A 13,845-nucleotide genomic window follows, 5' to 3' on the forward strand; every position below is an offset into this window, starting at 1 on the left:
TGCACTGCGGTACCCTGTGCCGCTTTGCACCGCCCGAGCATCCGCTCCCAATGTCCACCGTCGAACCGAACGCCTACGACCCGCAGCAGGTCGAAACCTCCGCCCAGCAGTTCTGGGATGCCACCCACGCCTTCCAGGTCGACGAAACTTCGGACAAACCGAAGTTCTATTGCCTGTCGATGCTGCCGTACCCGTCCGGTGCGCTGCACATGGGCCATGTGCGCAACTACACCATCTCCGATGTGGTCAGCCGCTACAAGCGCATGACCGGCCACAACGTGATGCAGCCGATGGGCTGGGACGCGTTCGGATTGCCGGCGGAAAACGCGGCGATCAAGAACAAGACCGCGCCGGCCAAGTGGACCTACGCCAACATCGACCACATGCGCGGCCAGCTCAAATCGCTGGGCTATGCGATCGACTGGTCGCGCGAGTTCGCCACCTGTACGCCCGAGTACTACGTGCACGAGCAGCGCATGTTCACCCGGCTGATGCGCAAGGGCCTGGCCTATCGCCGCAACGCGGTGGTGAACTGGGACCCGATCGATCAGACCGTGCTTGCTAACGAGCAGGTCATCGACGGCCGCGGCTGGCGCTCCGGCGCGCTGGTGGAAAAACGCGAGATCCCGCAGTGGTTCCTGCGCATCACCGACTACGCGCAGGAACTGCTCGACGGCCTGGACCAGCTGGACGGCTGGCCGGATTCGGTCAAGACCATGCAGCGCAACTGGATCGGCCGCTCGGAAGGGCTGGAGATCCAGTTCGACGTGCGCGACACCGACGGTGCACCGCTGGACCCGCTGCGCGTGTTCACCACCCGCCCGGACACGCTGATGGGCGTGACCTTCGTGTCGATCGCCGCCGAGCATCCGCTGGCGCTGCATGCGGCCAAATCCAATCCGGAGCTGGCCGCGCTGCTGGAAACGCTCAAGCACGGCGGCGTCTCCGAAGCCGAGCTGGAAACCCAGGAAAAACGCGGCATGGCCACCGGCCTGACCGCGGTGCATCCGATCAGCGGCGAGCAGGTGCCGGTGTGGGTGGCCAACTTCGTGCTGATGGGCTACGGCACCGGCGCGGTGATGGCGGTTCCCGGCCACGACCAGCGTGATTTCGAGTTCGCCAACAAGTACAAGCTGCCGATCGTGCAGGTGGTCAAGCTGCGCGAGCCGCGCAACGACGACGAGCAGAGCTGGGACGCCAGCCAGTGGCGCGACTGGTACACCGACAAGAGCCGCCCGCTGGAGCTGATCAATTCGGCCGAGTTCGACGGCCTGGATTTCGGCGGCGCCTTCGAGGCACTGGCCGAGCGTTTCGAGCGCAAGGGCCAGGGCCAGCGCCGGGTCAATTACCGCCTGCGCGACTGGGGCGTCAGCCGCCAGCGCTATTGGGGCTGCCCGATCCCGGTGATCTATTGCGCCAAGTGCGGCGCGGTGCCGGTGCCGGAAGACCAGTTACCGGTGGTGCTGCCGGAGAACGTGGAATTTGCCGGCACCGGTTCGCCGATCAAGACCGACCCGACCTGGCGCCAGACCACCTGCCCGGACTGCGGCGGCCCGGCCGAGCGCGAGACCGACACCTTCGACACCTTCATGGAGTCGAGCTGGTACGTGGCGCGCTACACCAGCCCCAACGCACGCGACATGGTCGATCGCCGCGCCAACTACTGGATGCCGGCCGACCTGTACGTGGGCGGCATCGAGCACGCGATCCTGCACCTGATGTACTTCCGCTTCTATCACAAGCTCATGCGAGACGCGCGGCTGGTGGACAGCGACGAGCCGGTGACCAACCTGCTCACCCAGGGCATGGTGATCGCCGACACCTTCTATCGCGATGCCGATAACGGCGGCAAGGACTGGATCAATCCGGCCGACGTGGAGATCCAGCGCGACGAGCGCGGCCGCGTCACCGGCGCGGTGCTGATCGCCGACGGCCAGCCGGTGCACATCGGCGGCACCGAGAAGATGTCCAAGTCCAAGAACAACGGCGTGGACCCGCAGTCGATGGTGGCCAAGTACGGCGCCGACACGGTGCGGCTGTTCTCGATGTTCGCCGCCCCGCCGGAGCAGTCGCTGGAATGGAACGAGGCCGGCGTCGATGGCATGGCGCGCTTCATGCGCCGGCTATGGGTGCAGGTGCACAAGCATGTGGGCGAGGGCGCCGCCGTTGCACTGGACGCCGCCGCACTGAGCGCCGAGCAGAAGGCGATCCGCCGCAAGACCCACGAAACCATCGGCAAGGTCAGCGACGACTACGGCCGCCGCCACAGCTTCAACACCGCGATCGCCGCAGTGATGGAACTGTCCAACGCGCTGGCCAAGTTCGACGATGCCAGTGCGCAGGGCCGGGCGGTGCGCCAGGAAGCCCTGGAGGCGATGGTGCTGCTGCTCAACCCGATCACCCCGCACGCCAGCCACACCCTGTGGCAGGTACTGGGCCACGGCGAGACGCTGCTGGAAGATGTCGCGTTTCCGCAGGTCGATGCCGCCGCGCTGGTGCGCGACGCGCTGACCCTGGCGGTGCAGGTCAACGGCAAGTTGCGCGGCACCATCGAGGTGGCCGCCGATGTTGGACGCGAGCAGATCGAAGCGCTGGCCCAGGCCGAGCCGAACGCGGCCAAGTTCCTGGAAGGGCTGAGCGTGCGCAAGATCATCATCGTGCCCGGCAAGATCGTGAATATCGTGGCGGGCTGATCGTTGCCACGCCGGTCCGTGCAGTGTCGCGGACCGGCGTGGCGACGCGCAGGTGAGATTGCCGCAGTGGCGTGTGGTCATTCATTTCACCGGCGCGTGGCGACGCGTTTGTCATTCCCGGGCGCCGCGTTTTTCGCGGCGCCCTCTCAAGCCCCGTTCACGCGGTGTCGGGCAGGCTAGCCGCCTGTTGCCGCCGCCGGGGCGCTCATCCAGACTGTGCCCATGATTCGATTTCCTACTGCCTTCGCTGCGTCCCTCGTGCTCGTCTCGAGCCTCACCGCCTGCGGCTTCCATCTGCGCAACTCGCTGGCGCTGCCGCCGGACACGCCCGCGGTGAAGGTGCAGTCCGCGGTGCAGTACAGCGAGCTGGCCAAGTTGTTGCGGCGTGGCCTCAAGGCCGCCGGCGCCACCCTGGCCGACGAAGATGCCAAGACCGGCTTTGCGCAGGTGCAGGTGTTGTCCGAGCGCTGGGGCGATCTGCCGATCGCCATCGACAGTCAGGGCCGCGCGCAGGAATACAGCCTGCGCTATGCGGCCATCTTCACCGTCACCACCGCCAACGGCTCGGTGCTGGTGCCGCAGCAGGTGATCGAGCTGTCGCGCGACTACGTGTCGCCACCGGTGGATGCCACCGGCACCGCGACCGAGCGCGAGATCCTCGCCAACGAACTGCGCAAGGACATGTCGGCCTCGATCCTGCGTCGCATCGACAGCGTCGTGCGCGCGCGCGTGGAGCGCGGCGAGACGCTGGAAAGCACGCCCAGCGCGCCGCTGCAGCCGGCCACCACACCGCCGGTGCAGCCGTCCACGCCGGAATCGAGCGTGCCGGCCTCGCTGCCGCCCGCGTCTTCGTCGAATAACTGAGCAACTGGTGATCGTCCCGTCCGCGCATCTGCCGGGCAACCGCGCACGCTGTGCGGAGGTGGCGTGCGCCAGGCGCATGTCGCGCTTGCTGCGCGGCGAGCATGCCCCGACGATCGCTGCCGACGCTGTCTGGTGCGTAACGGTGCAGTGGCGCGTGCCTTTGTAGTGATGGAACTTACCTAGTCATGGAACTTCGCCCAGAACAGCTCGCCGGCCAGTCCAATCAGCCGCTGCAGCCGGTCTACCTGATCGCCGGTCCGGAGACCTTGCGCGTGCTGGAGGCAGCCGATGCGGTGCGCGCACGCGCGCGCGCCGAAGGCATCAGCGAGCGCGAGGTCTTCGATGCCGATGGCCGGGAGTTCGACTGGAACCAGCTGGATGCGACCTTCAACGCGCCCAGCCTGTTCAGTCCGCGCCGGCTGGTGGAAGTGCGTCTGCCCAGCGGCAAGCCGGGCAAGGACGGCGCCGAGGTCATCACCCGCTTCTGCGCCAACCCGCCGCCGGATGTGGTGCTGTTGATCACCGCCAACGACTGGAGCAAGGCGCACCAGGGCAAATGGGCCGATGCGATCGGCCGCATCGGCACCATTTCGGTGGCCTGGGCGATCAAGCCGCACGAGCTGTCGGACTGGATCGAGCGCCGCCTGCGCAGTCACGGCCTGCGTGCCGACGCCGCGGCGGTGCAGCGCCTGAGCGAACGGGTGGAAGGCAACCTGCTGGCCGCCGCGCAGGAAATCGACAAGCTGGTGCTGCTGGCCGATGGCAAGGTGCTGGACCTGGAGGCGATGGAGTCGCTGGTCGCCGATGCCGCGCGCTACGACGTGTTCCGCCTGGCCGAAACCACGTTCTCCGGGCAGCCGGCCGCAGCGATCCGCATGCTCGCCGGCCTGCGCGCCGAAGGCGAGGCGGTGGCCGCGCTGATGCCGATCCTGATCAAGGAACTGCTGCGCACTGCGTCCTTGGCCAAGGTGCAGGCCAACGGCGGCAACCTCGCTGCCGAAATGAAGGCGCAGGGCCTGTGGGAATCGCGCCAGGCGCCGTTCAAGCGCGCGCTGCAACGGCACCCCGAACCGCGGCGCTGGGAGCGCTTCGTCGCCGAAGCCTCGCGGGTCGACCGCATGGCCAAGGGCCGCGCCGATGGCGACCCCTGGGTCGGCCTGGAACGCCTGCTGGTGGCCGTGGCCGAATCCCGCGCGGTGAGATTGCTGGCGTGAAAGCCGGCGATGCCGCCAACGGCGACGCGCGACCCACCTCCCCAAGCAGCGCAACCCCCGACCAGGCCGCAGCTGCGGCCCCTACCTCTCTGCCCACCGACTCCCGCCCGGCAGCGCCGAACCCACGCTCTTCCGATTCCCGAATCCCGATTCCCGAATCCCGGCTCCACCCCGATTCCCGAATCCCGATTCCCCAATCCCAGCTCCACCTCTACTACGGCGGCACCTTCGATCCGGTCCACCTGGGCCACCTCGCCATCGCCTGCGCCGCGCGCGACGAACTGGGCGCGCTGGTGCACCTGGTACCGGCCGCCGATCCGCCGCACCGTCCCGCACCCGGCGCCACCGCAGCGCAGCGCGCGCGCATGCTGGAGCTGGCGCTGGCCGACACCCCCGGGCTGGCGCTGGACACCCGCGAGCTGCAACGCGCCAGCCGCGACCATGCGCCGTCCTACACCGTCGACACCTTGCGCGCGCTGCGCGCCGAGCTCGGCCCCACGACACCGATCGCCTGGCTGCTCGGTGCCGATGCCTTCGTCGGACTGAGCAGCTGGCATCAGTGGGGAGATTTGTTCGAACTGGCGCATTTCGTCATTGCCGCGCGTCCGGGCACGCCGCTGGACCTGGCCGCCGCGCCGCAGCTCGCCGCGGCAGTGCATGGCCGCTGGGCCGCCAGGGCGGGCGAGCTGGGCACCTCGCCCGCAGGCCGCCTGTGGTCGCTGCAGCAGCCGTTGCGCGGTGAATCGGCCAGCGCGGTGCGCTCGCGCATCACCGCCGGCGGCGACTGGCAGGCGCTGCTGCCGGCATCGGTGGCGGCATTTATCGCGCACGAAGGCCTCTACGGCTTAGCCCCGCCGACTAGCTGAACACGCAGCCGGCCGGACCGGCCTATAATTCGCGCCAATTCCATCGAGTTGCCCGCTTTGACCACCCAAGCCCAAGTCATCAAGACCTCCATCCCGAATCCGCCGCCGTCCGTGCCGGCCCTGCTGGCCACCGTGCGCGAGGCCGTGGAGGAGCTGAAAGCCAAGGACGTGGTCGAGATCGATGTGCGCGGCAAGTCCAGCGTCTGCGATTACATGGTGGTCGCCTCAGGTACCTCGACCCGCCACGTGAAGTCGATCGCCGAAGAAGTGGTCAAGTTCGCCAAGCGCCTGGACGTGATGCCGCTGGGCGTGGAAGGCGAGCGCGAGGCGGAGTGGGTGCTGGTGGACCTGGGCGACGTGGTGGTGCATGTGATGCTGCCGCGCGTGCGCGAGTTCTACGCGCTGGAACGTCTGTGGACGGTGGGTGACCAGCGTCCGGACGACGCGGAAGCCGATCTCGAAGAGTGAGTGAGCCGGGCATGCCACGCAATGCCCGACCCCCGACCGATGCGCCTGCCTCGCAGGCGCTGCAACAGCTGCACAGCCAGGGCGCACACGCCTCCGGCGCGCCGCTGTCGCCGGCACGCAAACGCTTCGACCGATTGCTGCGCGACCTGGAGCGGCATCGTGCCGACCTGCAGGCCTGGCAGCTTGCACTGTCGCAGTGGCGCGAGCGTTACCACGCCGAATTGCAGCCCTTGCTCGACCACCGCCGCGCGGCCGACATCGTCCTGGTCGAAGAGCTCGACCGTGCGTATGCCACGGTCAAACTGGGTAAGGCCGACCGCGCCTTCCTGTCCGAGTTGCTGTGCGATATCGCCGCCCCGCTGATCGAGGCCGGCCACGCGTCACTGCGCCCGATCTACGATCGCCACAGCGCAGCCGGTTACGACCAGGAAGTCGCCGAATCCGATGCGCTGATGAAGCAGATCCTCGGCCAGGCCTACGGGCTGGATGCCGACGAGCTGGATGGCATCGATTCGCCCGAACAGCTCTACGAGCGCGTCAGCGAGCGCCTGCAGCAGGAGCGTGCGCAGCAACAGCAACGCCACACGCAACGGCGCAAGCGTGCCGAGCACAAGGCAGTTGGGGAGAATGCCGAGCCGCCTCCGTTGCGCGAGCTGTATCGCAAGCTGGCCGGCAATCTGCATCCGGACCGCGCCAAGGGCGCCGACGACCACGCCGCGCGCACCATCCTGATGCAGCGGCTCAACGCGGCCTACAAGGCCGGTGATCTGCTGGGTCTGCTCGAACTGCAGGCCGAGATCGGCCTGATGGACGCCCAAGGCGTGGATGCGATGAGCGCCGCGCGCCTGCAGGACTACAACCGCGAACTGGATCGGCAGTGCAGGCAGCTGCAGCAGCAGGTGCAGCAGCAGTCGGACGACTTTTGCGCCGAATACGGGCTGGAGTTGCCGTCGCGACCCAAGCCGGAGCGACTGGGCCGTTTGATGGCCCAACTCAAGCGCGAGGTCGAAGACGACCTGCTGGACGCGCGCCGTGGCCTGCGCGAGCTGGAAGACCCGCAATCGTTCAAGCGCTGGTTGAAGCGGCAGCGCGCCATGGCGGGCGCGCCCGACGCGCCCTGGTTCTGATCCCGGTCTTTATGGTGGTTGTCGGCTTGCACATCCGCCATCGCTGCTGCGCGCGCGTGCGGCGCGCAGCCTTGGCTGGACACTGCAATCGGAACGCGTGCATGCGCGGCGTTGTGCCGGCGGCCGGAGCGACGCTGCCGAACGGAGGCCGGTCCGTTCGGCAGCGCTGGCCGTTGCCCTGTGCCTAAGACAGCCAGCTCAGGGCCGCAGGCTCACAACGGCCCGCGCTCCCACGGGCCGGTGATCGCCAGCGTGATACCCGGGGTCTGGATGTTGACGAACAGGGTGCGCGCCAGCGGATCCCAACAGGCGCCGCAGAACTCGGTATCGCGGTAGTCGCCCTCGGCAATGGTCTTGCCGGCATCGGCGATCTGCTGTGAGGTGAGCTGCACATTGTTCTTGGCCAGATAGAACGACTCGCCGCCGCGGGTCAGCCCGAGCAGCCGCGCGCCGGGGCCGTATTCGTCCGGGCTTTCGCCGCCGTCTTCGCACAGCACCACGCCGCCGCGCGCGCTGACGGTGACGTTGTCCGGGTTGTGTGCGGCCAGCTGATTGCCGCTGACGAACAGGGCGCTCAGGCGCTGGGTGAACAGGTCCAGCACCCATACCGCGCCATTGCCGTAACCGCGCCGGCCCTGCGCATCCACGCCGGTGCTGGTGTCGACGATGAACAGTTTGCCGTGGCTGTACCAGATGCCTTCGCCACGGCTCATGCGCAGCGCGCCATCTGCCCAGGCCTGCGCAAATGGCCCGCTCAGGGTGTCGTTGGCGCCGATGTCGGCAAAGCCGGCCGGCGCGGCGATGCTGTCCAGATCCGGCTCTTCGATGTCCACCCATTCCAGCTGGAACTGCTGGCCGATGCTGGCGACGGTGAGATCGGCATTGCGCCGCCCGCGCACGCGTGCGGCCTGCAGCCGGCCACCGTTTTCCAGCGAGCCATTGCGCCCACGGCGGTCGTTGGGAATGAAGCGGTACAGCCCGGCCTTGTTGCGGTCGTCCTCGGTGAGATAGACGATGCCGGTGCGCGGATCGATCGCCACCGCCTCGTGGCTGAAGCGGCCCAGCCCGACCAGCGGGCGGCCGGTGGTGCGCTGGCTGTCCGGGTCCACTTCGAACACATAGCCGTGCTTGCGGCCGGTGCTGGATACCGCGTTGGTCTTGATCTCCTCGCAGCTCAGCCAGGTGCCCCACGGGGTCGGGCCGCCGGCGCAGTTGACCAGCGTGCCGCCCAGGCTGGGCTCCAGGCTGCCCCAGCCGCGGCGGCCGTAACTCAGCGTGGTGGTGCCGCCACCGGCGGATTGGGTGCCGCTGACGATGCCGGTGTCGTACATCGCCGGCGCGCGGAACGGCGTGGTCGCACCGCGTTCGTAGTTGCGGATCAGCACGTATTCCAGGCCGCGCAGCGGATCGCTGCCCGGACGCCAGTCGGGCCGACGCAGGCCGACCACGGCCATGCCGTCATGGCGGTCGGGGCAGGGCTGGCCATCGTCCATGCGGTCGCCGCTCCAGCCGAACGAGCGGTAGCTGAAACCGCGCGGCAGCTGCAGCAGCGGCAGTCCGGTGCTCTGGTCTGCGACCGGCGCGAGCGGGCCGTACCGGCTAGGCACCGGGGCAAGTTGCAGCGGCGGCGAGGAACTGTTGGCGGCCTGGGCCTGGCGCGACTGCAGCGCACTCAAACTGCCTAGCGCACCGGCGGCCATCACGGCAGCGCTGCCCTTGAGCACCTGGCGGCGGGCGGGATCGAAAATCGGCATCGAACGACTCCTGCGGGCTGGGTAGTGCGCCGACCCTAGAAGCTCGCTGTAACCGCACCATGACACCGCTGTGATCCCCCCGGTTCCAATGCCCAAGCTGTGACGCGGATATCATGTGGTCATGAAATGCCGACTTATCGCTACCGGCGAGCGCGCACCGGCCTGGGTGGCGCAGGGCTTTGCCGAATATCAGAAACGTCTCTCGCACTGGATGCCGCTGGAGCTGGTCGAGATCGAACCCGGCCTGCGTGGCAAGGGCCGCGATGCACAACGCGCCATCGACGACGAAGGCCGCCGTGTGCTCGCCGCGCTGCCCAAGAACGCCTACGTGGTTGCGCTGGATATCCCGGGCCGCCCGCTCAGTTCGGAACAGCTGGCCCAGCGCATGGAGCACTGGCGCGAGCAGGGCCGCGATCTGGCGTTCCTGATCGGCGGCCCCGAAGGCCACGCCGCCGAGGTGCTGAAAACCGCCAGCGAAAGCTGGTCGATCGGCCCGCTGACCCTGCCGCACATGCTGGTGCGCCTGATCGTCGCCGAGCAGTTGTACCGCGCTGCGGCGATGCTGGCCAATCACCCGTACCACCGCGCCTAAGCGGCATACGCGACGGCAGTGAGCCGCGCGTCGCCGCTGCGCTTTCGAGATGGATGTGCGGGCGAGTAGCCGGGCGTACCCTCAACCCGATCTGCGAGACCGCACGTCGTCGCGTGCACGCAAGGCGCACTGCGACGATGCGCATGCAACAGCTGAAACCGTGGTCTTGCAGCAGCCGGCTGCGCAACGCCAGACCATGCGGCGACCGGGCATCCGGGTCGCCGCAGGTGATGACGCATCAGTTCAACGAAAAACTCACCGGCACCAGGCCGTAGGCCTGCACGGCCTGGCCGTTCTGCATCGCCGGCTGGAAGCGCCAGTTGCGCAGCACCTGGCTACGAGCCGCCAGATCGAGCGCGCGATGACCGCTGCTGGTCTGCACGCTGACTTCGGCCGGGCGCCCATCGGTGCCGACCAACACGCGCAGCAGCACCGTGCCCTGCTGCCCGGCACGCAGTGCCGCCACCGGGTAACTCGGCGCCGGTGAACTCAGATACTGCAGCTGGCCTGCCTCGACCGGGCCGCTGGGCGCGGCAATCGCCGGCGCGCTGTCAGACGCCGCCTCCGAGACCGCAGGTAAGGCGAACGTTGCGTTGTCGACCACCGCGGGCTCACTGATCACCGGGGTCTGCACCTGCACCGGCACCGTGGTCGGCGATGTATGCGTTGCCTTCGGTTTGAACTTCACCTCGATCGGAAACACCGGTGGCGGCGGCGTCTCGATGGTGATGGGCATGACCCAGCGTTCTTTCGGTGCGGGCTGCTGCGGAATTGCCCGGTACGAGAGCGGTATCAACAACAACCCGCCGGCCAGCAGATGGAAGGCCACCGCCGTGCTCATCGCCAGAACGCGCGACGTGTCGATGCCGGTGGATCGGGAAGAAACCTGCGATTGCGTGCGAACCATCATCCACCTCCTCAACGGAACTGCGGAAAGGACCAGCGCGACCCGGATGCACTACACCATCCGGTAGCGTAGGTTTACCGCGAGCCTTGCGCGGGCACAAGCGATTTCGACGCGCTGGAGGTCGGCTGGTCGATTCGCCCCGGTCGCATCGATCCGCACACATTTGGCACATCTGACTCGTGCCGGAAGCGGGGCAGGTGTCCTCGCAAGGCGAGGCAACACAACTTTTGGCGTGCCCAATAAAAAAACTGCCCTCCGGGAGGGCAGTCTGGAAAGCAAGCCGAACGCGGCTGCGGTCAGGTCAACGACCCAACTCGAACGTCACGTCCAGGTTGATCGACAAGGTGCTCTCGCCCGGGGCGACCTGGGTGTCCATCTCGGCCTTGGCCGAGCGCATCGAGGCGGCCATCATCATCGGACGCACGCCGCCGCCGCTGCGGCCTTCGGAGATGCTGACGATGCGGCGTACCTTCAGGCCCAGCGACTTGGCATAGGTGTCGGCGCGGGCCTGGGCCTTCTTCAGCGCGGCCACACGGGCCTCGTCGTAGGCCGGTTCGGGCTGGTCGACCGAGAAGCTGGGGCCGTTGATGTCGTTGGCGCCCTGGGCGACCAGCGCATCCAGCACCTTGCCCAGGCGCGAGATGTCGCGGACCTTGAGGCTGACCGTGTTGCTGGCCTGGTAGCCGTTGATCTTGGGCGCCTCGTTTTCCTTGTAGGTGTACTGCGGGCTGAGGTTGATGCCGGTGGTCTGCACGTCCTTGTCGGCGATGCCGGCGGCCTTGATCGCGGCTATGACCTTGCTCATCTGTTCGGCGTTCTGGCGCATGGCGACGTTGCCGTCGGCGGCCTGGGTGACCACGCCGGCCGACAGCGTGGCGATGTCCGGTATGCGCTTGGCCTCCGCCTCGGCCGACACGTTGAGCAGGGTGCCGTCGTTGGGAATGGTGTAGCTCGGAGCGGTCTGGGCGTGGGCGGTCATGGCGGTTCCGGCAGCGATGGACAGGGCCAGCAACAACGGTTTGAGGGTGGTACGCATGAGATCTCCTTGTCTGTAGGGGAAGCGTGTTGCCGGTTCGATGAACATGTTGTGAGTCGAACGCGACCACTGCCGCCCGGATCGGCAAGCGGGCGGGGAGGGGCAACAGGTATGCTGGACGGATGCTCTATCTCGCCTCCCGGTCGCCGCGCCGGCAAGAACTGCTGCAACGCTTGGATGTGCCTTTCCAGACCCTGCAACTGGACGTGCCCGAACTGCGCGCGCCTGACGAATCGCCTGCGCAATACGTGCAGCGCGTGGCGCTGGACAAGGCGCGTGCCGGCCTGGCGCAGGTGCAGGCCAGCGACCCCGATGCGATCGTGCTCGGCTCCGATACCGAGGTGGTGCTGGGCGAACGGGTATTCGGCAAGCCGGCTGATGCGGACGATGCGATCGCCATGCTGAGCCTGCTGTCCGGGCGTACCCACCAGGTGCTCACGGCCGTGGTTCTAGTCTGCGCGCAACGCGCCCCGGTGCAGGCGCTGGTGGTGTCGGAGGTGACCTTCGCGCCACTCGATGCTGCGCAGATCGCCGCGTACGTTGCGTGCGGCGAGCCGATGGGCAAGGCCGGCGCGTATGCAATCCAAGGCCGCGCCGAACGTTTTATCAGCCATCTGTCCGGCAGCTATTCCGGCGTGATGGGATTGCCGCTGTTTCACACCTCGCAGTTGCTCACAGCCCTCGGAGCGCATTGATGTCGGAAGAGATCTTGGTCAACGTCACCCCGCGCGAAACCCGCGTCGCGGTGATCGAGAACGGCATGCTGCAGGAGCTGCATATCGAGCGCGGCTGGCGCCGGGGCGTGGTCGGCAATATCTACAAGGGCAAGGTGCAACGGGTGATGCCGGGCATGCAGGCGGCATTTGTCGAGCTGGGCCTGGAGCGCGCCGCGTTCCTGCACGCCAACGACGTGGTGCGCCCGGCGCCGGCACCGGCCAGTGTGGTCGATACCGAAGAGACCCCGATCCCGCCGCCGCCGGCGGCCGCGGTGCCGATCGTGGAACTGCTGCGCGACGGGCAGGAGATCGTGGTGCAGGTGGTCAAGGACCCGATCGGCACCAAGGGCGCGCGGCTGACCACGCAGACCAGCATTCCTTCGCGCTACCTGGTGCTGCTGCCGCAATCCAAGATCGTCGGGGTGTCGGCGCGGATCGAGGACGAGGCCGAGCGGCTGCGCCTGAAGACCATCGTCAGCGAGGTCTCGGCCCAGCACGGCGGTTTCGGCTACATCATCCGCACCAACGCCGAAGGCCAGCCGGCCGAGGCGCTGGCCGAGGACATCGCCTATCTGTCGCGGGTCTGGAACGTGGTCGAGCGGCGCGGCCGCGAGGCGCCGCCGTGCAGCATCATCTACGAAGACCTGAGCCTGCCGTTGCGTGCGGTGCGCGATCTGATCCGCCGTGACGTGGAAAAGGTCAAGGTCGATTCCAACGAGACCTTCGTGCAGTTGCAGGCCTTCGTGGCCAAGTACATGCCGGTGCTGGCCGAGCGGCTGGAGCTGTATACCGGCGACCGACCGATCTTCGACCTGTACGGGGTCGAGGACGAGATCGGGCGCGCGCTGAACAAGCAGGTGCCGCTCAAGTCCGGCGGCTACCTGGTGATCGACCAGACCGAGGCGATGACCACCATCGACGTCAACACCGGTTCGTTCGTCGGCCAGCGCAATCTCGAGGAGACCGTGTTCCGCACCAACCTGGAGGCCGCGCAGGCAGTGGCGCGGCAGCTGCGGCTGCGCAATCTGGGCGGCATCATCATCATCGACTTCATCGACATGGACGATGCCGAGCACCGCCGCCAGGTGCTGCGCACGCTGGAGAAAGCGCTGGCGCGCGATCACGCCAAGACCACCGTGTACGAATTCTCGCCGCTGGGCCTGGTCGAGATGACCCGCAAGCGCACCGTCGAAAGCCTGGAGCGGCAGCTGTCGGAAACCTGCGGCCAGTGCAGCGGGCGCGGCACCATCAAGACCGCCGAAACGGTGACCTACGAGATCTTCCGCGAGATCACCCGCGCGGTGCGCCAGTTCGATGCGGCGCGGCTGCTGGTGATCGCCTCGTCGAAGGTGGTCGCCCGCATCACCGACGAAGAGTCGGCCGCGGTGGCCGAGCTCGAGGAATTCCTCGGCAAGAGCATCCGCTTCCAGTCCGACGACCAGTATCTGCAGGAGCAGTTCGATGTGGTGCTGCTGTGAGTCCGGGATTGGAGAGTCGGGATTCGGGATTGGTCAACGCCGGCTCTGGTAGCGTGGCTTGGTCCGATAATGGCGCTTGACGGCACCGTGCGCGGCTTTGCTTTGACCAATCCCCAATCTCCAATGCCCA

The 13,845-nt window shown here is 67.6% G+C and carries 13 protein-coding genes; 10 read left to right on the forward strand and 3 right to left on the reverse strand.

Going from position 1 to position 13,845, the window contains the following annotated elements; translation table 11 throughout:
- Positions 1–50 precede the first annotated feature (50 nt).
- The 6 genes from leuS to DYQ94_RS13850 all read left to right on the forward strand — a co-directional run bounded on the left by leuS (position 51) and on the right by DYQ94_RS13850 (position 7,232).
- Positions 51–2,693 carry a leucine--tRNA ligase gene (gene leuS, locus DYQ94_RS13825; protein WP_104590048.1) on the forward strand — a complete coding sequence of 881 codons (2,643 nt, stop codon included), beginning with the start codon at positions 51–53 and terminating at the stop codon, positions 2,691–2,693.
- Positions 2,694–2,915: 222 nt separating this feature from the next.
- Entirely contained in the window at positions 2,916–3,557 is a 642-nt protein-coding gene (locus DYQ94_RS13830) for an LPS-assembly lipoprotein LptE (protein ID WP_024939734.1), read from the forward strand.
- Positions 3,558–3,742: 185 nt separating this feature from the next.
- Entirely contained in the window at positions 3,743–4,771 is a 1,029-nt protein-coding gene (holA, locus tag DYQ94_RS13835; protein ID WP_047126816.1) for a DNA polymerase III subunit delta, read from the forward strand.
- Positions 4,768–5,637 carry a nicotinate-nucleotide adenylyltransferase gene (nadD, locus tag DYQ94_RS13840; RefSeq protein ID WP_126965935.1) on the forward strand — a complete coding sequence of 290 codons (870 nt, stop codon included), beginning with the start codon at positions 4,768–4,770 and terminating at the stop codon, positions 5,635–5,637. Before holA ends, nadD begins: the two co-directional genes overlap by 4 nt.
- Positions 5,638–5,694: 57 nt before the next feature.
- The gene (gene rsfS / locus DYQ94_RS13845) at positions 5,695–6,105 is read left to right on the forward strand and encodes a ribosome silencing factor (protein ID WP_126965936.1); all 411 of its coding nucleotides are present in this window, start codon (positions 5,695–5,697) and stop codon (positions 6,103–6,105) included.
- Positions 6,106–6,116: 11 nt separating this feature from the next.
- Positions 6,117–7,232, forward strand: coding sequence for a J domain-containing protein (locus tag DYQ94_RS13850; RefSeq protein WP_126965937.1), 1,116 nt, complete (start codon positions 6,117–6,119; stop codon positions 7,230–7,232).
- 212 nt (positions 7,233–7,444) lie between these two features.
- On the opposite strand, the gene DYQ94_RS13855 is transcribed toward DYQ94_RS13850, so the two are convergent.
- The gene (locus DYQ94_RS13855; protein WP_160954494.1) at positions 7,445–8,986 is read right to left on the reverse strand and encodes an alkaline phosphatase PhoX; all 1,542 of its coding nucleotides are present in this window, start codon (positions 8,984–8,986) and stop codon (positions 7,445–7,447) included.
- A 121-nt stretch (positions 8,987–9,107) separates the two neighbouring features.
- Between DYQ94_RS13855 and rlmH the strand changes: the two genes are divergently transcribed.
- Positions 9,108–9,578 carry a 23S rRNA (pseudouridine(1915)-N(3))-methyltransferase RlmH gene (gene rlmH, locus DYQ94_RS13860; protein WP_126965939.1) on the forward strand — a complete coding sequence of 157 codons (471 nt, stop codon included), beginning with the start codon at positions 9,108–9,110 and terminating at the stop codon, positions 9,576–9,578.
- 238 nt (positions 9,579–9,816) lie between these two features.
- Here the strand turns inward: rlmH and DYQ94_RS13865 are convergent, their stop codons facing one another.
- The gene (locus DYQ94_RS13865) at positions 9,817–10,425 is read right to left on the reverse strand and encodes an energy transducer TonB (RefSeq protein WP_425519000.1); all 609 of its coding nucleotides are present in this window, start codon (positions 10,423–10,425) and stop codon (positions 9,817–9,819) included.
- On the opposite strand from DYQ94_RS13865, the gene DYQ94_RS13870 reads away from it, so the two are divergent.
- Positions 10,313–10,552, forward strand: a complete 240-nt coding sequence (locus DYQ94_RS13870; RefSeq protein WP_237474878.1) for a hypothetical protein — start codon at positions 10,313–10,315, stop codon at positions 10,550–10,552. The two genes, DYQ94_RS13865 and DYQ94_RS13870, sit on opposite strands and share 113 nt — an antisense overlap.
- 234 nt (positions 10,553–10,786) lie before the next feature.
- Here the strand turns inward: DYQ94_RS13870 and DYQ94_RS13875 are convergent, their stop codons facing one another.
- Entirely contained in the window at positions 10,787–11,521 is a 735-nt protein-coding gene (locus DYQ94_RS13875) for an SIMPL domain-containing protein (protein WP_160954493.1), read from the reverse strand.
- A gap of 122 nt (positions 11,522–11,643) precedes the next feature.
- Here DYQ94_RS13875 and DYQ94_RS13880 point away from each other — a divergent pair, with 122 nt between their 5' ends.
- Together DYQ94_RS13880 and rng are read left to right on the forward strand one after the other, a co-directional pair.
- A complete protein-coding gene (locus tag DYQ94_RS13880; RefSeq protein WP_126965942.1) occupies positions 11,644–12,216 on the forward strand; it encodes a Maf-like protein in 573 nt (190 codons plus the stop codon).
- Entirely contained in the window at positions 12,216–13,715 is a 1,500-nt protein-coding gene (gene rng, locus DYQ94_RS13885) for a ribonuclease G (protein WP_184429060.1), read from the forward strand. The genes DYQ94_RS13880 and rng overlap by 1 nt, the downstream gene beginning before the upstream one ends.
- Positions 13,716–13,845 lie beyond the last annotated feature (130 nt).

Origin of the sequence: Xanthomonas sp. LMG 8993, from assembly GCF_009835065.2 — a bacterium.
In the GTDB taxonomy this organism is placed as follows: domain Bacteria; phylum Pseudomonadota; class Gammaproteobacteria; order Xanthomonadales; family Xanthomonadaceae; genus Xanthomonas; species Xanthomonas arboricola.